Source organism: Deltaproteobacteria bacterium HGW-Deltaproteobacteria-18 (assembly GCA_002841885.1).
Lineage (GTDB): Bacteria > Desulfobacterota > Desulfovibrionia > Desulfovibrionales > Desulfomicrobiaceae > Desulfomicrobium.
The window spans coordinates 14583-34460 of the sequence record PHBE01000026.1; the positions used below are offsets into that span (position 1 = coordinate 14583).

Annotated in this window: 17 protein-coding genes, 1 tRNA gene and 1 pseudogene; 15 read left to right on the forward strand and 4 right to left on the reverse strand. The window is 55.8% G+C overall.

The genetic code is table 11. The features are described 5' to 3' along the window. Positions 1-21: 21 nt before the first annotated feature. Together CVU60_17435 and CVU60_17440 are read left to right on the forward strand one after the other, a co-directional pair. On the forward strand, positions 22-984 hold the full coding sequence (locus CVU60_17435) for an ABC transporter permease (GenBank protein ID PKN40100.1): 963 nt from the start codon (positions 22-24) through the stop codon (positions 982-984). Positions 985-1065: 81 nt separating this feature from the next. Continuing rightward, positions 1066-2172, forward strand: coding sequence for an amidohydrolase (locus CVU60_17440; GenBank protein PKN40101.1), 1107 nt, complete (start codon positions 1066-1068; stop codon positions 2170-2172). 523 nt (positions 2173-2695) lie between these two features. Here the strand turns inward: CVU60_17440 and CVU60_17445 are convergent. Continuing rightward, positions 2696-2887 carry a hypothetical protein gene (locus CVU60_17445; protein PKN40102.1) on the reverse strand — a complete coding sequence of 64 codons (192 nt, stop codon included), beginning with the start codon at positions 2885-2887 and terminating at the stop codon, positions 2696-2698. A 434-nt stretch (positions 2888-3321) separates the two neighbouring features. Then, a pseudogene (locus CVU60_17450) lies at positions 3322-3501 on the reverse strand (hypothetical protein). Between the two features lie 203 nt (positions 3502-3704). On the opposite strand from CVU60_17450, the gene CVU60_17455 reads away from it, so the two are divergent. The 5 genes from CVU60_17455 (at position 3705) to CVU60_17475 (ending at position 6440) form a co-directional block, all read left to right on the forward strand. Then, a complete protein-coding gene (locus CVU60_17455) occupies positions 3705-4277 on the forward strand; it encodes a resolvase (GenBank protein PKN40103.1) in 573 nt (190 codons plus the stop codon). A gap of 347 nt (positions 4278-4624) precedes the next feature. Then, a complete protein-coding gene (locus CVU60_17460; GenBank protein ID PKN40104.1) occupies positions 4625-4903 on the forward strand; it encodes a hypothetical protein in 279 nt (92 codons plus the stop codon). After that, the gene (locus CVU60_17465; GenBank protein ID PKN40105.1) at positions 4884-5351 is read left to right on the forward strand and encodes a hypothetical protein; all 468 of its coding nucleotides are present in this window, start codon (positions 4884-4886) and stop codon (positions 5349-5351) included. Before CVU60_17460 ends, CVU60_17465 begins: the two co-directional genes overlap by 20 nt. Next, positions 5348-6145, forward strand: coding sequence for a hypothetical protein (locus CVU60_17470; GenBank protein ID PKN40106.1), 798 nt, complete (start codon positions 5348-5350; stop codon positions 6143-6145). The genes CVU60_17465 and CVU60_17470 overlap by 4 nt, the downstream gene beginning before the upstream one ends. A gap of 1 nt (position 6146) precedes the next feature. Continuing rightward, a complete protein-coding gene (locus CVU60_17475) occupies positions 6147-6440 on the forward strand; it encodes a hypothetical protein (GenBank protein ID PKN40107.1) in 294 nt (97 codons plus the stop codon). Between the two features lie 472 nt (positions 6441-6912). Here the strand turns inward: CVU60_17475 and CVU60_17480 are convergent, their stop codons facing one another. Together CVU60_17480 and CVU60_17485 are read right to left on the reverse strand one after the other, a co-directional pair. After that, positions 6913-8685 carry a hypothetical protein gene (locus tag CVU60_17480; protein ID PKN40108.1) on the reverse strand — a complete coding sequence of 591 codons (1773 nt, stop codon included), beginning with the start codon at positions 8683-8685 and terminating at the stop codon, positions 6913-6915. A 74-nt stretch (positions 8686-8759) separates the two neighbouring features. After that, a tRNA-Sec gene (locus tag CVU60_17485) sits at positions 8760-8853 on the reverse strand. Positions 8854-9069: 216 nt separating this feature from the next. Here CVU60_17485 and CVU60_17490 point away from each other — a divergent pair. The 8 genes from CVU60_17490 to CVU60_17525 all read left to right on the forward strand — a co-directional run bounded on the left by CVU60_17490 (position 9070) and on the right by CVU60_17525 (position 19609). Then, positions 9070-10983 carry a cell division protein FtsH gene (locus CVU60_17490; GenBank protein PKN40109.1) on the forward strand — a complete coding sequence of 638 codons (1914 nt, stop codon included), beginning with the start codon at positions 9070-9072 and terminating at the stop codon, positions 10981-10983. A gap of 3 nt (positions 10984-10986) precedes the next feature. Continuing rightward, positions 10987-11868: a dihydropteroate synthase gene (gene folP, locus CVU60_17495; protein PKN40110.1), complete on the forward strand. Its 882-nt coding sequence runs from the start codon at positions 10987-10989 to the stop codon at positions 11866-11868. After that, positions 11862-12617, forward strand: coding sequence for a TIGR00159 family protein (locus CVU60_17500; GenBank protein ID PKN40111.1), 756 nt, complete (start codon positions 11862-11864; stop codon positions 12615-12617). Before folP ends, CVU60_17500 begins: the two co-directional genes overlap by 7 nt. After that, positions 12617-13534 carry a hypothetical protein gene (locus CVU60_17505; protein ID PKN40112.1) on the forward strand — a complete coding sequence of 306 codons (918 nt, stop codon included), beginning with the start codon at positions 12617-12619 and terminating at the stop codon, positions 13532-13534. The genes CVU60_17500 and CVU60_17505 overlap by 1 nt, the downstream gene beginning before the upstream one ends. Before the next feature lie 11 nt (positions 13535-13545). Further along, on the forward strand, positions 13546-14895 hold the full coding sequence (locus tag CVU60_17510) for a phosphoglucosamine mutase (protein PKN40113.1): 1350 nt from the start codon (positions 13546-13548) through the stop codon (positions 14893-14895). Between the two features lie 66 nt (positions 14896-14961). Continuing rightward, positions 14962-15834, forward strand: coding sequence for a UTP--glucose-1-phosphate uridylyltransferase (gene galU, locus CVU60_17515; protein ID PKN40114.1), 873 nt, complete (start codon positions 14962-14964; stop codon positions 15832-15834). A 59-nt stretch (positions 15835-15893) separates the two neighbouring features. Then, complete coding sequence (gene priA, locus CVU60_17520) at positions 15894-18203, forward strand: primosomal protein N' (protein ID PKN40115.1); 2310 nt, start codon at positions 15894-15896, stop codon at positions 18201-18203. Between the two features lie 23 nt (positions 18204-18226). Then, the gene (locus tag CVU60_17525) at positions 18227-19609 is read left to right on the forward strand and encodes an asparagine--tRNA ligase (protein PKN40116.1); all 1383 of its coding nucleotides are present in this window, start codon (positions 18227-18229) and stop codon (positions 19607-19609) included. Positions 19610-19878: the final 269 nt, after the last annotated feature.

Here is a 19878-nt window from a genome sequence, read left to right on the forward strand (position 1 = left end):
CAATCGAGCGAGGACGCACATATGAAGAAGTTTTTTTTGACAGGGTTGCTTGTGCTGGCCATGGCCTGTCCCGGTTTTGCCAGGACATACAACATTTCCGTGAGCCAGTTTGTCGAGCATCCGTCGCTTGACGCTGTCCTGAAGGGTTTCAAGGACAGCCTCAAGGCGCAGGGGTTGGACGCGGTTTACTCCGTGCACAATGCCCAGGCCAACATGGCTACGGCCAACCAGATCGCGGCCCAGATCGCCGGTGAAAAGCCCGACCTGGTGCTGGCCATTGCCACCCCCTCGGCCCAGGCTTGTGCCTTGGCCACCAAAAAATCGCCGATCCTGGCTGGAAGCCCGCTTTTGTTCACGGCCATCACCGACCCGGTGGGCGCGGGGCTGGTCGATGATCTGGAGAAACCGGGCAAGAACATTACCGGAGTGTCCGACATGCTGCCCGTGGGCCAGCATATGGCCATGCTGCGCCGCTTCTACCCCGATCTCAAGAAGCTCGGAGTGATCTACAACGCTGGCGAAGCCAATTCCAAAACCACCGTTGCCATGGTCAAGGCCGAAGGACTCAAGGCCGGTTTCGAAGTGGTGGAGGCGACAGTGGCCAAGACCAGTGACGTCTATCAGGCAGCCAAGGCGCTGGTCGGAAAGGTTGACGCAGTCTACCTGCCGACGGACAACACGGTCATCTCCTCCCTGGAATCCGTGATCAAGGTTTGCCAGCAGGAGAAAATGCCGCTGTTTTCCGCCGATGTTGATTCAGTGAAACGAGGCACCGTGGCCGCGCTGGCGTTCGATTACTATCAGCACGGATATCAGACCGGTCTCATGGCCAAACGCATCATGGTCGATGGCTCTTTTCCATCGGTCACTCCCGTGGAGACTCAGCAGGAGTTGATACTGCATCTCAACCTCGGGGCCGCAAGGAAGATCGGCGTGGCTGTTCCTGCAGAAGTCAAAAAGGACGCTGACAAGATTTATGAGTAGCCCAGTTTTGCTCAGTTTTGAACCGAGGCGGCCTGGCCGCCTCTTTTTTTATGCATCGCCCGATACAGCAGGTAGGCGGGCATGACCGAAGCGTTCCGGGCCGCGCGCATATTGACCATGAACCCGGACTGCCCGGAGATTTTGGATGGAGGAATCCTGGTCCGGGAGGGGCGCATCCTGGCCATTGGGGCCTGGCGTGAGGTGGCTGCGGAAGGCGTGCGCCGCGATCTGGGGGCGGTCACGGTCGTGCCCGGACTCATCAACGCCCATGCACATCTGGAGTTGTCGCATCTGGCAGGGCGGGTGCCCGCCGGCCAGGGCTTTTCGGTCTGGGCGGACACACTCTTTGCCGCTATGCGTGAAAGCAGGGTGACGGAAGCGGACTTGGAGCTGGCTGTGGCTGCTGCGCGCGCAAGCGGGACCTGCCATGTGGCCGACGTGGTCGGGCGCGAGTTCGGCATGGTGCGGCGCGTACTGGAGAGACAGGGGCTGGGCGGCTTTCTTTTCCACGAATTTTCTGGTCGAGGCCGCGAGTTTCGTCCCGGGTCACTGCCCGGAGACTGGAGTCCGGGAGTGCACTCCCTGTACTCCACGGAGCAGGGCCTGGCCCGGACCATCAAGCAATGGTGCATGTCGCAGGGTCTTCCTTTCAGCCTGCACCTGGCCGAAGCGCCGGGAGAGAACGAACTTTTCAGAACCGGCAGCGGCGAGTTTGCAGATTTTCTCCGCGCACGCCGCATCCTGCCCAAGGGTTTTGTCCCGCCGGGCCTCAGCGCCGTGGGCTTCGCACATGAACTTGGGCTTCTGGACGGACAGACCTTGGCCGTGCATTGCGTGCAGCTGGATGAAAACGATGTGGAGACCCTGGCCACAAGCGGTGCCTGCGTCTGTCTGTGCCCCCGCAGCAACAGATGGATAGGGGTGGGGGATGCTCCTGTGGCCGCCTTGCACGCGTCGAAAGTCCCCTTGTGCCTGGGCACGGATTCCTTGGCGTCGGCCCCGGACCTTGACCTGTGGCAGGAGCTGCGCGCAGTGCGGGCGCTTCTGCCCGCGTCCGTGCCGCTGGCGGATCTCCTTGCCCTTGCGACCCGCAATCCGGCCAGGTTGCTTGGCATTGACACGGAAATCGGAAGCCTGGACGTCGGCAAACGCGCAACATGGAGCGTTCTGCCTGGCGATATGGTGTGACGGCCGGCAATGATTTTGGAGTTTGGAGCCTAAAGAGCGAAGACGGCAAAACGAAAGGCAGGGGCTGTTTGATGAGATCCTTGGCGGAAGCGTATAGGACGTAACTGCGCTTCCGCTATCAGAGATTAACTTCCCGAAATGGTTATGCGGCCATTTGGTTGATGGTCCGAAAATGGTCCGAAGTCATTATGCACATGACATCCATCAATGGCAATGGCTCAAATAAGGTTCGAGTGTATGACATGCCTCCAGGTTGGAACGTTTGCGAGTTAAAAAGATGTTGTTGCGTCTTACGGTCGCCAATGGATAAGGGCGGTGAGAAACTGTGTTATAATAGAGTTTACTCAACAAAATGGAGGAGCCCTCGATGGATTACGCGGGAGGAGTCTCGGTAATAATGTTGATAGTGGGGATTTGCTCATTAGTGTTGTCAATCTCTCTTATGATTGCTCCACTAATTATCTGGCGAAACACGAATAGGACAAATCGGTTGTTGGCTTCGCTTTTGATAAGAATGAATGTTTCAAAGAGGGAAATCCTGGATATTTGGACGGCTGAAGCAGAGAGCGAAAAGAATTTCCGGGCATTGTTTGGACAGGATGGCCCAAACGTAAAATCTGAAAAATAGCAGATGGAAGATCAGGGCGAGAAGACTCCCTTTTGCGGTGATGCCTTTAAGGCCCTGGCGGATGAACTCACCCAGAGGTGAGGTCATGGGCGCAGTCGAATGGAAAATAAAGGGGGGGGCCGAAGCCCCGCCCTAGGATTTGAACAGTAAGAGAGTTATTGAGTTATTTTCGAGCATTACACCAAACAAGACTCCAACCAATAACGTAATGCCCAATGCCCATAAAACCATCCGGAGATCACTCATTGTCACCTCGTGGACAACAGATTCGTGTTGACACGAAATTGAATATCCCCGTATTTCAAAGCTTCCACGCTGCGAAGTTGGGATTACTCAATTTCGTTAAAGACCCGAATTTTTCGGGTCTTTTTTTTCCTCTGCCAAAAATTCCAGTTTCGATGACGCCATGATGGAGCGTTTCTAGATCATCTGTCAACTTTATGCGAACGGCCAACTCTGCACGCACGTTCCCTCTGGCTCCCCTTCAGCAGCATCATAATACCCATCTTTTTATGCTTTTATCATCTCTCTGCAATTGTTCGACTTTTCGACAGCTGTAGAGCACCGTGAAGATAACATAGAGAAGTTGACCCGTCTTGACCAGTGGCCTGACCGGCGCTGACGGCGGGCATCAGCCGAAAATGGTTCAGGTGGCAGGAGGCCAGGGCCAACGCGTCTCCGGCATCTTCGGCCCAGTCCGGACAATGAATCTTCTTAAGCGAATTAGTCTTATCCGTACCCATAAAGGTATACCCGTAGCGCGTACAAAAACGGGTACAAAAAAGCGTACCCAAAACCTGGAGATTCTGAATTTTAGATACATAAAAAATTGACATCTAGATCTGAAACGGGTACATATTGAGTCAACGAGAGACGATCAACCCAAAAGAGAGAGGTCAAGACCATGTCGAATATCGCTTACGTCCGCGTTTCTTCCACTGATCAACACACCGACCGTCAGCTTGCAAACGCAGGCGTCACCTTCGACAAAACTTTCGAGGACAAGACCAGCGGGAAGGACACCAACCGTCCAGCCCTGAAGGAATGTCTTGAATACCTGCGAGACGGTGACACGCTCCACGTTCACAGCATCGACCGCCTTGCTCGTAGCCTTCAGGATCTCCAGTCCTTGATCGACTCCTTGCTGGTCAAGGGCGTGACCGTGAAGTTTTTCAAGGAAGGACTGACCTTTCAGAACCACGGTACACAAGATCCTTTCGCCAAGCTCCTTTTCCAAGTGCTTGGCTCTTTCGCGGAGTTTGAACGGAACATCATCCGCGAACGTCAGAGAGAAGGCATTGAGAAGGCCAAGGCCGCAGGGCGTTATGGTCACGGCAAGGGCGGCAGGAAGCAGACCGTTGACCGGGAAAAGGTCAAGGCGTTGCGTGAAGAAGGCGTGCCGTTCCGGAAGATAGCGGAGCAGATTGGCTGTAGCCTATCCACTGTCCAGCGCTGTTTGGACGATCGCAAGAAGTGATCCATGGCCAGGCTTCCACCTGGCCATTCGGAACGAGTCCCGCACCAGCTCCCCCAGATCCGCCGTGACATGATGCAGGGTGTTATCCGTTACCGCCCCCCCCCGTAGCTACAGTCGTCACGAAATGTAAAAATCCTTGACTTTTTTTGCAATACTAGACTATAAATGGCTCTAGTGCATTTGGAATCCAACTTCAAATGCATCAGGGTCTACAGAGTGATCCACTAATGCCAAATGCAAGTTTCTTCCGTCCGAAGGGATTTGCAATTGGCAGAGCTATGTCTTTTGCCGGGGATCGGCCCGGCGCGCAACCTTTAACCCGCCCAAATGGGCAAAATCGGAGGCTTATGGCTAAAAAAAAACAGCCGAAAATTAACGGTGCACTATCGATGCAGCAAGAATTAGAAGAATTGTTCTTTCAGGCAAAAAAGGCAAAAAATATAAAGCAAGCCGGTTATATCGCGCAAGTTTGGGCTTCACTAGAGTCTCATGCTTCTTTAGAACGAGATCAAGATAAAGAAGATAAGACCGCTTTGGACGATCTTGTTGATATACTTAAAAACATGAGGTCAAAATTATACAACGATGGAAAAGGAGAAAAAGAAGATGACAGAAAAGAAGATTGAAGAGTTACAGAGAGCCAATAAGGCGCAAGCCGAGGCCTTGGTGGCCGCTGCCCACCAGGTGCTCGTTGCCGAGCTGAAGGGGCATCCCGACGCGAAGGACTGCCCGAATTTCGAATTGTTGGCCGACGTCATTATCGCGGACCATAACTTCGGTGCGAACGCGGAAACCGGAGCCTTTCAGACGCACTATGACCCAGAACAACGCTATCCGTCAGGGCTTGACCTCAGTAGCATCTTGGCCAGGATCAAGTCAGATCCGGAAAGCGCCATCCTGCTCCGACCCGCTGGACCGAAATGGACGCCGCCCACTAATAACCCGTGGTTGCCGGAACACAATAATCTGACCCTTCAAGGGCAGGTATTCAAGAATGACGCCGAGTTGGCCGCGAAATGGGAAGCCGAGGCCAAGCGCCGGGAACAGGCTTTGCGGAGGGCTTCAAACGCATGACGATCAGGACAGAATTATCGGGTTATACTGAACACGGACATTCAGGAATCCTTGCGGCCACGGGGCTTCCGGCCCCGTCGAAAGTGTCCATAGAAACCTATGCTACCTATGCTTATTCCAGACACTCCAAACTGATCCTTCACGAAGAGCAGAGCTACCGAGGATTGCCCGTCAATGTGGACTCCGACAGTAGCCCCCTTAATCGTGAGATCCTTCAGGCCCTGCACGAAAGGCATAGCCCGGCTGTCCTGGAGTTCGGGACTTCGGCGGTTATGATCAGAGCAGATTGGGAGGCAGGGACGCCACAGGTTGCCCTACAAGACCTCATGGCGCGGCTTCAAGATCAGGCAGGACGAAGAAAAACGAAGATCCACTACATGATCGTGGCCGAATTCGTTGAGGGACAGAGGGGTAACCACTTCCACGGCGTGCTTTGGTTCGATGAAAACAAGTTGGATTATCCGAGCATGGTGAACAGAATGTGGAAGAAGGTCCAGAAGGCCCACGAACTGCCCGATTCATGCCGCATCATCTGGCGTCGGAACAACCACAAGCCGTTCCGCTTTCAGATCGGGCAGACGCAGGAGGAATTCCGGAAGGCCTTCCGCGTGGCGTCCTACCTGGCCAAGACGAGTCAACCGCCTCTCACAAGCCCTGCCAAGCGCTCCAGGATCGCTTCCAGGACGCGGAGCGACGTTTTTCGCTTCTTCATACCGGAAGAGCCGAGGACACGCTTCCAGCTCATCCTGGCCGACGACCTTAATAATGCAAAACAGTATCAACAAGGAGTTTGATATGCTACGAGCAGGAAAGTTATCGAAATCAACCACAAAAGACCTTACGTGGTTCTGCAACCTTGAAAAATGTTATGACGCAGGAAACGGGGTATACGTCACAAAAGACTATTGCATTATTGTCCTGGAAGACTGTTGTCTAACATGGAAACATGCAGACATGTTAAATTCAGATATATGTAAGACATATTTTCAGGCTCACGAAGAAGCAGACGCCCATAAGAAATTCTTGCAGAATATCTTCGAATCTAAAGAAAAAACGGAGGAGCTAATCTGCCGAATATTAAGCATGTGATTGACAAAATACTCATGTAAATCAACATATTCCTTGACATTGCGGGCGGAATATGTTCAAAGTCACAAGTATATTGGGCTGCCGCTCTTTGACAGATGAATATTCGAAAATTGAAAGTATAGATACGTTGCGTGGTTTTACCACGCCTCCGCCCGTGCACAGACGAGGCGGTTACAGTGACAAGGCAAGTCCTGGCCGGACAGATCGTGGGGTGAGAAATCCAAACAGCGCCAGGCCCGTTGAGAATGCTGGACGCGGAAAGCAGAGACGCCCCAAATATGAGAATTTCAACTCTATCCTAGGAGCTGGGACAGCGTGAATCCCAGTTCCTGGGATAGAGCTTCTTTCTCCCGGCCAAGATTGGGGGCCAGGAGCCTCGGAAGTTGGCTCTCCAAGGTGAGGGCGAATTTTTCGACCGTAGGTCATCTCAGCCTGGCAGAGGGCATTAGGATTCAAATTTTAAAATCTTCCGTTATTTTAGGTTCTTAAATTTGCGTTTCCGCTTGACTCTGGCCGCGCTAGAAACAACACAAGCACCTGTCCAAGGGCTAGTTGCTAGGTGGCCAAGGTTGATTTTGTAATCAATCTTGCAAGTAACCTCCCCGTATATATCGGGAATCGGGTAGCCTCCAGCGTAATAGTCGTAGGTCATGGAGTGTCCATCAATCCAATCCCCGGCGATATTGGGCGGAATATGCCCGATGGCTTGTGCTGCCAGACGCCCCGGAACGCGTGCATGTTTCAGACATGTGCAGACCGTGGAACGAAAGCTGTGAAATTTCTTTTTGGTTCCCCTGGGAGAGGCTTCCAGCTGGATTTTCGGCAGAAAAACCTTGTGAAACCATTGGGAAACGCTTTTTCCATAGTCAGAAGGTAGCTTCCGGTCGATGTCAAAGAGCATGGTTTTTCCGGCAGCATGCCTTGATTCCAGAAACTCAGGAAAGTGCAATATCTCGACTATGAACTGATGAACCGGGACCGTCCTAATTCCCGCTTCGGTTTTCACCCGAGTTTCCAGGTCTTCGTCGGTCTTGATGTGAATGCACCAAACGCCGTCAATCAGCGTCACGTCAGATACTTTGAGTTGCGCAAGTTCAGATTGCCGGGCACCTGTGAACAAAGCTAGGAGAGGTATCCAAAACTTCCAGGAATCACTCTTTGTGTGCTCCAGGTAATCAGACCCGAACATGTTTTCCAGGTCCGTCCGGGTAAACGGTGCATATATCCCTGTGTTATTTTTTGAGGCTTTGACCGGCTGAATATCGGTCATGGGGCTGACGTCTAGGTGCCCTTGGTCCACGGCCCACGCGAAAAACAGCTTCACGCAGTTCAGTTTATCGTTGACAGCACGTGGAGCGCATAGCGTGTCCGACTTGTGCTCCATTCGTAGGAGTTGGGCTATAGTCTTGCCGGGAAACTTCTGTACGTATTTGGCCGGAAGTTTTTGCAATGCCTCCCGATAGTTCCGGCAATGGGTCTTGGTAATGTCGATTACGTCCAGATCACTGGTCAGTTCCAAGAACTCACGAGCACAGGCAAGATACTTGGTGAGTGTCGATTTGACCTTGCCTTCCTTCCGCAAGACCTTTTCCCAAGCAATAATGGCAGCACTCAGGGCAATGGACGGCTTGCACTCCATTGTCGGGGCTGATGTTCCGGTAATGCCGCCACTGTAAGCACTGAGCATGAGAAGTTCCAGGCCGTGGTTACCGGTCTTGCGAAGTCGCTGAATTTCCATGACCCGGCATAACTCCTTGGCCGCCAAGTATCTCACCTTGTTGGCTTCCGGCCCTGGCAAATCAGTAATGTCGATGCCGGTCAGCTCGTTGAATTGACCGTCCAGTCCTGACAGAAAGTCAAAGTCTTTGTTCTTGATGGCCAGGGTTAGTTCATCATGCAGGATGTCATCATACGGTTCATTGGGGGGAAGATGAGAACGTGGAACATCTGCCCATGGCTCATAATCCGTCCATCGTTTTTGGTCATCGGCATTCAAAAGAGCATCACGATAGAGGGTCAGTGCCCGGCGTAGTCTGTTTTCATCCATGCCTAGTTTTGCCTCCCTGGCCACGAGCGAATGAAGTTTGCTTGCCAGCAATCCAGCTTTCCGCTTGTTGCCTGTTCGCAATGAAATTTTGTAGGTCACGCCACCGGCATCACGCCATCGAAAATGCCATGTTGACCCATGCTGAACGATGAAAGACATTGAGCCTCCGGCCCTGGCCATGGTCCAAAAATGGTCCAAGTTCAGGGTGCATTGGCCGCTTTTGCCTCCGGGTACAAAAAAACCCGGAATATATCCGGGTAGTTGTGTTGGCTTGGCGGAAGCGTATAGGAGTCGAACCTACCGAAGACCTCTCGACCTTCCACCGGTTTTGAAGACCGGGCGCCACACCGGTGACGATACGCTTCCCCCTCAAGGAGGCACGTATCTATCAATGCACTGGGCAATGATCAAGTTTTTCCGGAAACCTTTTAAAAAAGCTTTTTTTTGATGAAAATTTTCTTGTCATTCTGCAAACTGACCTTAACAATGATTCCTTGTTCAGCTTCGGGTTCGTTCGTTATATGAAGCAAAATGGTCGGTGGGAGGAAAGCTTTCCAACTCGGCTTATGGAGGTTTTTTCATTTGAATAGTTTTTCCAAGAATCTGGTTCTTTGGGCCGGGATCTGCATGGTGATGATTGTTCTGTTCAATCTGTTCAATCAGCCACCGGTGTCGCCCAATGACCTCAATTACACGCAATTTCTGAACAAGGTTCGCCAGGGTGAGGTGGCCAGCGTCAAGATTCAGGGATCCCGCATCTCCGGAGTCATGGTCGATGATCAGAGGTTCACTTCTTACGCTCCCGATGATCCGACCCTGGTCGACACGCTGGTCAAGAACAACGTGCAGGTCAAGGCCGAGCCGCAGGAAGATGCCCCTTGGTACATGACCGTGCTCATCTCCTGGTTCCCGATGCTGCTCCTTATCGGCGTGTGGATTTTTTTCATGCGTCAGATGCAGGGCGGCGGTGGAAAGGCCATGTCCTTTGGCAGATCGCGAGCCAAGTTGGTCACTCAGGAAGAAACCAAGGTGACTTTCGCGGATGTTGCCGGTGTGGACGAAGCCAAGGAGGAGTTGCAGGAGATTGTCGATTTTCTGAGCAATCCCAAGAAATTTACACGGCTCGGCGGCCGCATCCCCAAGGGTGTGCTGCTGGTGGGAGGTCCCGGCACGGGCAAAACCCTGCTGGCCAGGGCCGTGGCCGGCGAAGCAGGTGTGCCCTTTTTCTCCATCTCCGGCTCCGACTTTGTGGAAATGTTCGTCGGTGTCGGTGCCGCCCGGGTGCGCGACCTGTTCATCCAGGGCAAGAAGAACGCCCCCTGCCTCATCTTCATCGATGAAATCGATGCCGTGGGCCGTCAGCGCGGCGCAGGCCTTGGCGGCGGACATGACGAGCGCGAGCAGACCCTCAATGCCATGCTTGTGGAGATGGACGGATTCGAATCAAACGAAGGCGTCATTCTGATCGCGGCCACCAACCGTCCGGACGTGCTTGATCCGGCACTGCTGCGTCCCGGCCGTTTCGATCGTCAGGTCGTGGTGCCCAATCCGGATTTGCGGGGCCGCAAGCGCATCCTCGAAGTGCACACCCGCAAGACCCCCTTGTCGAAGGAGGTTGATCTGGAAGTGCTGGCGCGGGGAACACCCGGTTTTTCCGGCGCGGATCTCGAGAATCTGGTCAACGAGGCGGCTCTGCATGCGGCCAAGCTGAGTCAGGACCTGGTCACCATGATCGACTTCGAGGAAGCCAAGGACAAGGTCATGATGGGCAAGGAACGGCGCTCCATGATTTTGAGCGACGAAGAGAAGAAGACCACCGCCTACCACGAGGCTGGTCACACTCTGGTCGCACAGTTCCTGCCCGGCACGGACCCCATTCACAAGGTGTCCATCATCCCTCGCGGCCGGGCTCTGGGCGTGACCATGCAGCTGCCCGTGGACGACCGGCATACGTACTCCAAGACGTACCTGCAGAACAATCTGGCCGTGCTTTTCGGCGGCAGGGCCGCAGAGGAGCTGGTCTTCAATTCCATCACTACCGGTGCCGGCAACGACATCGAGCGCGCCACGGCCATGGCCAGGCGCATGGTCTGCGAGTGGGGCATGAGCGAGGAGTTCGGCCCCATGGCGCTGGGCAAGAAGGACGATGAGGTCTTTTTGGGCCGCGACATGGCCCACATCAAGGACTACAGCGACGAGACGGCCAAGCTCATCGACCTGGAGGTCAAGCGGATTCTGGGAGACGCTTACGGCCGCGCCAAGACCATCCTGCAGGACAATGTCGAATTGCTGCACTCCCTGTCCCTGGCGCTCATCGATCGCGAGACCCTGACCGGCGAGGAGGTCGGAAGGATCATCAAGGGAGAGACCCTGGCTCCGGTCCAGAACGGCGTGAAGCAGGCGTCCGCGCCGGAGGCTCCGGCAGCCGAAGGTGACTCGCCGGATGAGGGGTTCACCCTGGACGAGGAGAACAGCGGCGACAAGGCGGGAGAATAAACCATGAACCCGGAGAGATTGAATACGGTCTCCTGGGATGTGTGCAGGGGGAGGACCTTGGGTCCTGCCCCCTTTTTTGTTGTGGGCATCCTGAACGTCACGCCCGATTCTTTTTATGACGGCGGTCAGGCCGCCGATGTTGATGCCGCCGTGGCCAAGGGACTTGCCCTCATCGATGAAGGGGCGGACATCATCGACATAGGCGGGGAGAGCACCCGCCCTTTTTCCGAGCCTGTCTCTGCGGACACGGAGCTGGCTCGGGTATTGCCTGTCGTGCGCGGGATTCTCGCGGTCAGGCCGGACGCCGTGCTTTCCGTGGACAGCACCAAGGCCAGCGTGGCCAGGGCGTGCCTAGACGCCGGGGCCCTGATCCTCAACGACGTCTCGGCCATGGAGGTGGACCCGGAACTCCTGCAGGTCGTAGGGGATTATCATCCCGGCTACGTCCTCATGCACAGCCTCGGCCGTCCCCGTTCGATGCAGGTCGAACCCAGGTACGATGACGTGGTGGCCGAGATCATGCGGTTTTTTGCCGCAAAGCTCGAAATCCTGGTGCGTTCAGGGGTGCCCGAGTCCAGAATCGTCCTTGATCCCGGCATCGGATTTGGCAAGACGGTTGAACATAATCTTGAAATATTGAAAAATATCTGTAAATTATTTGAATTCGGCCGACCTGTGTACATGGCGCTTTCCAACAAATCCCTGTGGGGAGGGCTGCTTGGCCGCCAGGGGCGGGAGCGCAACGCGGCCACGCTGGCCGCGACCGTTGCGCTTTACGGGAAGGGCGTGCGCATCCACAGGGTGCATGAGGTACGCGAAATTCGTGACGGTCTGACCGTTGTCCACATGCTGGGGAAGGGAACTTCGGGAGAACAAGGGTGCTGAGTTTTACCGTAGGCAATCTGCAGATCAACTGGCGGGATATCCTCGATATCCTGCTCGTGGGCTATATTTTTTTCCGGATAATTCTGCTGATCAAGGGCACCCGGGCAGTCTCGGTCATCTACGGGCTTCTTCTCATAATCGTGACGTATTTCGCCGCTGGTCAGTTCGGACTGTACACCCTGAACTGGCTGCTCGGTAATTTCCTTGGCTCCATCTTCCTTGTGGTCATCATCCTTTTCAGGCGTGATATCCGCAAGGCGCTGGCGGTCATGGGGGCGACCACCATTTTCAAGAAGGACTCGGTGCAGACCGCCGTTCTAGACGAACTGATCCTCGCGCTGGTGCACATGGCCAAGAACAAGACCGGTGCGCTGATCGTCATCGAGCGCAACATCCCCATGGGTGACGTGGTTTCGGGGGGCATCGAGTTGCATGCGGCGTTCAGCAAGGATTTGCTGCTGACGATTTTTCATCCCGACACCCCACTGCATGACGGGGCGGTCATTATCCGTGACAACCGGGTAGAGGCGGCAGCATGTATTTTGCCTTTGGCCGTCGGCCTCAAGCATGAGTCGTCCCTGGGTACCCGGCATCGCGCCGCCATCGGCGTGACCGAGGAGACGGACGCCGTGGCGCTTATTGTATCCGAGGAGCGGGGCAGTATTTCCCTGGCTGTGGGAGGTCGGATTACCAGCAGCTTAAACGAAGTCCGATTGAAAAAAGTCCTTGCCGCTGCGTTGAGGAAATAATGTGGAATAATTGGCAATACAGAGTTCTGGCCATTCTGCTGGCCCTGGCCTGCTGGTATGTGGTTTCCGGTCAGGAAAAGGTCGAGACATGGCTTGAGGTCCCCCTTGAGTTTGTGAATCTGCCTCCGCGCATGGAGATCACCTCCGGCCTGGTCAGCAAGCTTCAGGTCCGCATCAGGGGCACAAGCAACCAGGTCCGCTCCTTGAACGTCGGCCGCCTGGCCTACAAACTTGACCTGGGCAAGATCAATGTCGGGACCAACGTCATCCCCCTGGTGCCGGAAAGCATGACCATCACCTCGGCGGTGGAGGTCGTGGAGATCAGCCCCACGCGGCTCGAACTTGTGGCCGATGTCGTGGTCTCCAAGAATGTGCCCGTGAAGCTTGACTGGACGGGTCTGCCCGGTGATGATGTACAGTTCAGGAACGCCACGGTCTTTCCCGAAACGATCACGGTCACGGGTTTCGCGAGCACGCTCGAGTCGGTGGACAGCATCTCGACAGCCCTGGTCCAGATCTCTCCCGACGAGAGCCTTACCGCTTCGGGCCGCACTCGCCTGCTCATGCCCAAGGACGTGCGTACTCCGGTGTCCTCGGTCAGTTACGAATTGCAGTTTGGTCTCACGACCCAGGAGCTTTGGGTCAAGATGAATCTGGAACCGGTGCGCTACGAAACTTTCAGCTATACGTTCGAGCCCAAGTTCGTGCGCATCAAGCTTGAGATTCCGGTGCGGCTTTTGAAAGACAAGGATTGGCGTGAGAGTCTGCACCTGATGGTCGACCCGGGCTCGAACCCGGCCATCGGGCAGAGCGTAATCGCGCCGGTGCCCCGTTTTCCCGAAGGGGTGAGGATTCTGGAAGCCAAGCCCGAGGAAATCGAGATAGTGGTGCAACGCAATGACGAATTTGTTCCGTAATTGGAGGGTGGATGGGCAGACTTTTTGGAACTGATGGAATTCGCGGACGGGTCAACAGCCATCCCATGCAGCCGGAGCTGGTGCTGCGTCTCGGGCTTGCCGCCGGGCAGTATTTCAGAAACGGCAACAAGCGGCACCGGGTAGTCATTGGCAAGGACACGAGGCTCTCGGGCTATGTCTTTGAGTCGGCCCTGACCTCGGGATTCTGCGCGGCCGGAATGGATGTTTTTCTGGTCGGCCCGCTGCCCACTCCGGCCATCAGCTTTCTGACCCGCAACATGCGCGCCGATCTGGGCGTAGTCATTTCGGCCTCGCACAATCCGTACATGGACAACGGCATCAAGTTTTTTGACAAGCACGGTTTCAAGCTGGCCGACAAGGTGGAGGATGAAATAGCTGCCATGGTGACCAGCCCCGATTTTTCCTGGAAATGTCCTGACCATGATCAGGTCGGGCGGGCCAGGAAAATTCAGGACAGCCCCGGGCGATATATCGTCGAACTCAAACACAGCTTTCCGGCGGGCATGACCCTCGACGGGCTCACGATAGTGCTTGATTGCGCGCACGGCGCGGCCTACCGTGTGGCGCCGCTGATTTTTGAAGAGCTCGGAGCGCGGGTCATCACTCTTGGCATCGAGCCGGACGGGCTCAACATCAACAAGGGCTGCGGTTCCCTGCATCCCGAGGTGCTCGCCGCCAAGGTCCGCGAACACAGGGCGGACATCGGCCTGGCTCTGGACGGGGATGCGGACCGGCTCATCGTTGTCGACGAGTATGGCACCATTCTGGACGGAGATCAGATCATGGCCGTGTGCGCGGACGAGATGATGGCGCGGGACACGCTTGCCGGGAACACGCTGGTGTCCACGGTCATGAGCAACATGGCCCTTGAGGTTTTCATGCAGGAGCGCGGCGGGCGGCTGCTCAGAACCAAGGTCGGGGACAGATACGTCGTTGAGGAAATGCGCAAGGGCGGCTATGTTCTTGGCGGAGAACAATCCGGGCATCTGGTCTTCATGAGGCATTCGACCACGGGCGACGGGACTTTGGCGGCCCTTCAGCTACTGAGCATCATGGTCGGCAGGCAGAAGCCCATCTCGGAGATCGCGGGTCTGCTGACCCCTTATCCGCAAAAGCTCGTGAATCTGAAGGTGAAGAAAAAAATCCCCTTCGACAAGGTTCCGATCATCAAGGACGCGGTCCGGCATGCCGAAGACAGACTGGGACGCACCGGACGCGTCCTGCTGCGCTATTCCGGCACGGAGACCCTGGCCCGGATCATGGTCGAGGCGCAGGATCAGGCCCTCGTGGACGAACTGTGCGCGAGCCTGTCCGAGGCCGTTGAAGCCGGTCTGGCCTGAAGACAAGAGAATTTTTAGAAGCAAGGGGCAACCTTCTTCTTTGTGGGTTAAAAAAAGGAGCGATGCATGCAGGTACGTAAAGTTGTCATTCCGGTGGCAGGATGGGGAACCAGATCACTTCCGGCGACCAAAAATGTGCCCAAGGAAATTCTTCCGGTGTTCCGAAAGCCTTCCATTCAATATATAGTGGAAGAAGCAATCGCTTCGGGCCTGTCGGATGTGGTTTTCGTCAACAACCAGAACAAGCGCATTATCGAGGATCATTTCGACTACAACCTCGCTCTTGAGCAACTGCTGGAACGCAAGGGCCAGCTGGATCTGCTCGCGGAAGTGCGCAAGGTCGCCATGATGGCCAACATAATTGTCGTGCGCCAGAAGGAGCAGTTGGGCCTTGGCCATGCGGTGCTGTGCGCCCGCGAGGTCATCAAGGACGAGCCCTTTGCGGTCATGGTCGGCGACGATCTCATGTTCAACCGCGATCCCGGCATCAACCAGCTTCTTGAGGTCTGGAAGAATGAGCGCATGCCTGTGGTCGGAGTGATGGAGGTGCCCCGTGACAAGGTCAGCAAATACGGTATCATCGACGCCGAGGAATTTGCGCCGGGGCTCTACAGGATTCGCGGGGTCAAGGAAAAACCTTCCATCGAAAGCGCGCCGTCAAGACTCGCACTGGTGGGCCGCTATGTGCTGACCCCGGAGGTGTTCGACCACCTGGAAGGGGTGAAGCCTGACGGCACAGGTGAGATTCAGCTCACCGACGCCCTGCAGTCCATGGCGCGCGACAACCGGCTCTTGGCCGTGAAGTTGCGCGGACAGCGTTTTGATGTCGGCGACTGGGTCGACTACCTGACCGCCAATATCTATTTCGCCTTGCAGGACGAGGACCTGCGCTACGATCTCATTGCCCGCCTGCGCGAGCTCATTCCTCCTTCCCGCTAGAGTTCTGCCAGCCTTTACCAAGGGAACGGGGAAACCCGTTCCTTTTTTTTCAGGAGCCCATGCGCGAATTCTGTTCCGTCCTTCTTCTTTCCTCGCCTTACAGCGTGCTGACTTACGCCCTGCCGGAAGATCTGCCCCGGCAGATGTGGCATGTCGGAGGGCGTGTCGTCGTGCCCCTCGGCAAGTCATTCCGGGTCGGGATATTGACGGAAGCAAAAGTGCCTGCACCCGAAGGTTGCATCTGCAAGGACGTGCTCTGGCCCATGGACACGGCTCCTTTTTTCAGCGCCGGGTATCTTGATTTCATCCGCGATCTCTCAGTTCGCCAGATGGACGCAGCAGGAAAGATCCTTGCACGGGTGCTGCCCGCAACTCTTCGTGATCTGCCACTGTTCAGAACCCGTGAGAATCAGGCCGTGAGTCTTGGAGATTTGACCTCTGCAGACGGACGTGCGGAACTGGCCCGGGACTGGCTGGAAGGCCGGCTTGCGCTTCATGTCAGCACGCGCAGGCAGGAGCGGCTCTTTTCCCTGACCATGGAACCCCCGTGGCCGGTGCGGCCGCAAGCGACTGCTCAACTTGACGTCCTGCGCTATCTGGACGTGCATGGCGTCTCTTCCGCGAAGACCCTGAACGCGCATTTTGGAAAGAACGTATCCGAGCCCCTGCGTGTTCTTGGACGAAAAGGATTGATCCGGGAGGTCGAAGCCCATTTCCAGCCTGACGAGGTCTGTGCTCCCGCGGTCGAATCGTTCAGCCTGACGGAAGAACAGCAGCAGGCCGTGGATAATTTTTGGGGGCTGCTGAAGGACGAGGCCCCGCGCTCGGCGCTTCTCTTCGGGGTGACCGGAAGCGGAAAGACGGCGGTCTATCTGGAGTTGGCCAGGCGCTGTCTTTGCCTTGGCAAGCATGTCATGCTCCTTGCTCCGGAGGTGGGCATCGCCCTCAAACTCCACAGGGATGTGCGTGAGGCTCTGCCCGAGGCCAGCGTGCGTCTGTTTCACGGTTATCTGAGTCCGAACGAGCGGCAGAGAGTCTTCATGGAGATGGCTGAGCAGCCTTCCCCGACCATCGTCGTCGGCACTCGCTCCAGCCTTTTTTTGCCGATCGAACCCGGTCTCGTCATTCTGGATGAAGAACACGACGCGTCCTTCAAGCAGGACGAAGGGCTCATTTATCAGGCCCGCGAACTGGCATACGGCCGGATCACCCGCAGCGGCGGACTTTTACTCATGGGTTCGGCTACGCCGGACGTTAAGGTCTTTCATGCGGCCAGAAATGGCGGCATCGCCCTGAAACGCCTTCCAAATCGGGTGGGCGAGGCCCGGTTGCCGGAGGTCAGGCTGGTCGATCTGCGGGTGGAACCGCCGGAACACGGTCCCTTCGCAACCTCCGTACGCGACGCCCTCGTGGAGGCCGTCCATGCCGGAGAGCAGGTCATCATTCTGCACAACAGGCGCGGCTACTCGCCCGTGCTCTATTGCGAAACCTGCTCCGAACCCGTCAAGTGCCCGCATTGCCAGGTGTCCATGACCCTGCACAAGCGGCGCGAGCTATTGCTCTGCCACTATTGCGGACACTCCCTGCTTTTTCCTTTGTCTTGCCCTGGGTGCAAGGGGAACGAATTTTTGCCGTTGGGGGCGGGTACGGAACGTCTCGAAGAATTTCTGCGTGACGACTTGCCCCGGGACACCAAAATCCTGCGCCTGGACCGGGACACTTCGCGCCGCGCCGGGTCCATGCAGGAGACCCTGGCGGCCTTTGCCCGGCAGGAGGCCCAGATTTTGGTCGGGACCCAGATGCTCAGCAAGGGGCACCATTTTCCCGGCGTGACTTTGGTGGTGGTCGTGGACGGCGATCTGGGCTTGAATCTTCCTGATTACAGAGCTACGGAACGATCGTTCCAGATGCTGGTTCAGGTCGCGGGTCGTGCAGGTCGCGGGGAAAAGAACGGCCGGGTGCTTATCCAGACCCGCAATCCTGGGCACTACTGCTGGCAGTTCGTACGCGAGAACGATTACGAGGGTTTTTTCGCGCGGGAGATCGCCTTGCGGCAGGTCATGGGGTATCCGCCCTTTGTCAAGCTTGCCCTGGTGAGGATCTCGCTTCCGTTTGATCAGCCGGATGCGGAACTGATGAACACCTTTGCTGGCCGCATCCGGGTCGTGTGTCCGGCGGCGGGTGTCCGGGTCCTGGGACCCGCTCCGGCACCGCTGGCGGTGCTGCGCGGGCGAAAAAGATTTCAATGTTTGCTCAAGGCCGATTCCTGGCCGGCAATCAGGGGGGTTTGCGCCCAGATGCGAAAAATGCTGGCCGAGGAAAAAAATGTGCGCATTTCCGTGGATCTCGATCCCATGGACATGCTCTAGCCGTCGAATATCTGAGAGGAAAAATGAAGAATATCAGAGTGGCCGATATCTTGTTGTCCGAGGCGGAAGTCGAATCCCTGGTGGTCAAGGGCTGGGTGCGGACCAAACGCGAGAGCAAGGAGTTCGTGTTTTTGGAGATCAACGACGGCTCCTGCCTGAAGAATCTGCAGGCCATCGTCGCAGCGGATGCCTCCGGCTTTGATCTCATGGACCGCGTGGGCACTGGCGCGGCGGTCAGTCTGAACGGCGCCCTTGTGGAATCGCCCGGACAGGGGCAGAAGTGGGAACTGAAGGTTCAAAAGCTTGAGGTCCTGGGCGAAGCGGACGCCTCCTACCCACTGCAGAAGAAGCGGCACACGGATGAATACCTGCGCACCATCGCACATCTGAGGCCCCGCACGAACAAATACGGCGCCCTGAACCGAATCCGTGCTGAACTGTCTTTTGGCGTGCATCAGTTTTTCCGCGAGCAGGGCTTTTTCCATGTGCACGCGCCCATCATCACGGGGGCGGACTGCGAGGGGGCCGGAGAAATGTTTCAGATCACCACGCTTGATCTGGCCAATGTCCCAAAGAAAAACGGCAAGGCGGATTTCGAGCAGGATTTCTTCGGCAAGGAAGCTTCTCTCACTGTCTCTGGGCAGCTGGCTGCCGAGAATCTGGCTTGCGCGTTGGGCCGGGTTTACACTTTCGGCCCGACCTTTCGAGCGGAGAACTCCAACACGCCCAAACACGCCGCCGAGTTCTGGATGATCGAGCCTGAGATGGCGTTCGCCGACTTGAGCGACAACATGGACCTGGGTGAGCACTGCATCAAATGGCTGATCACCCATCTTATGGACAATTGTCGTGACGATCTGGAGCTGTTTGGTAATTTTGTGGACAAGGGTCTCTTCGCCACGCTGGAGAACATCCTTGAAAAGCCGTTCATTCGCTTGCCGTACGCGGAGGCGGTGAACATCCTGAAGAGCGCTCCCCGCACCTTTGAGTTTCCGGTGGACTTCGGAACTGACCTGCAGACCGAACACGAGCGCTATCTGACCGAAGATCATTTCAAGCAGCCGGTCATCGTTTTCGACTACCCCAAAGAGATCAAGGCATTCTATATGCGCCTCAACGACGACGGGAAAACCGTTGGTGCGATGGACGTACTTGTCCCTCGAATCGGAGAGCTCATTGGCGGCAGCGCCAGGGAAGAGAGATTGGACGTTCTTGAACGGCGTATCGAGGAACTCGGCCTGCCCAAGGAAGAATACTGGTGGTATCTGGACCTGCGCCGATTCGGATCAGTCCCCCACGCGGGATTCGGAATGGGTTTTGAGAGGCTGCTGATGCTGGTTACGGGCATCGCCAATATCCGTGACGTCATCCCGTTCCCCAGAACACCTCGGCATCTGGAGTTCTGAACGCTTTAACTAGCTGAAATTAAATAATATAAAATTAATTTCATATTTTGGTTGACAACTGGTTGCCTCCCACATAGAAGCCTCTTTCTGCGCTGCGGAACAGCAACGCACGAGACGAAAGTCACCGGCCTTTGCGGATTAAATTTCGCAGGTTGAATTGAAAAAAAAGATGAAGAAAGCGCTTGACGGTGGATGAGGGAGTCGATAGAGACGTTTCCTCTTGCCGGAAGGCTAAAGGATCTTTGACAAATAAATAGCGAGTTGGAGCA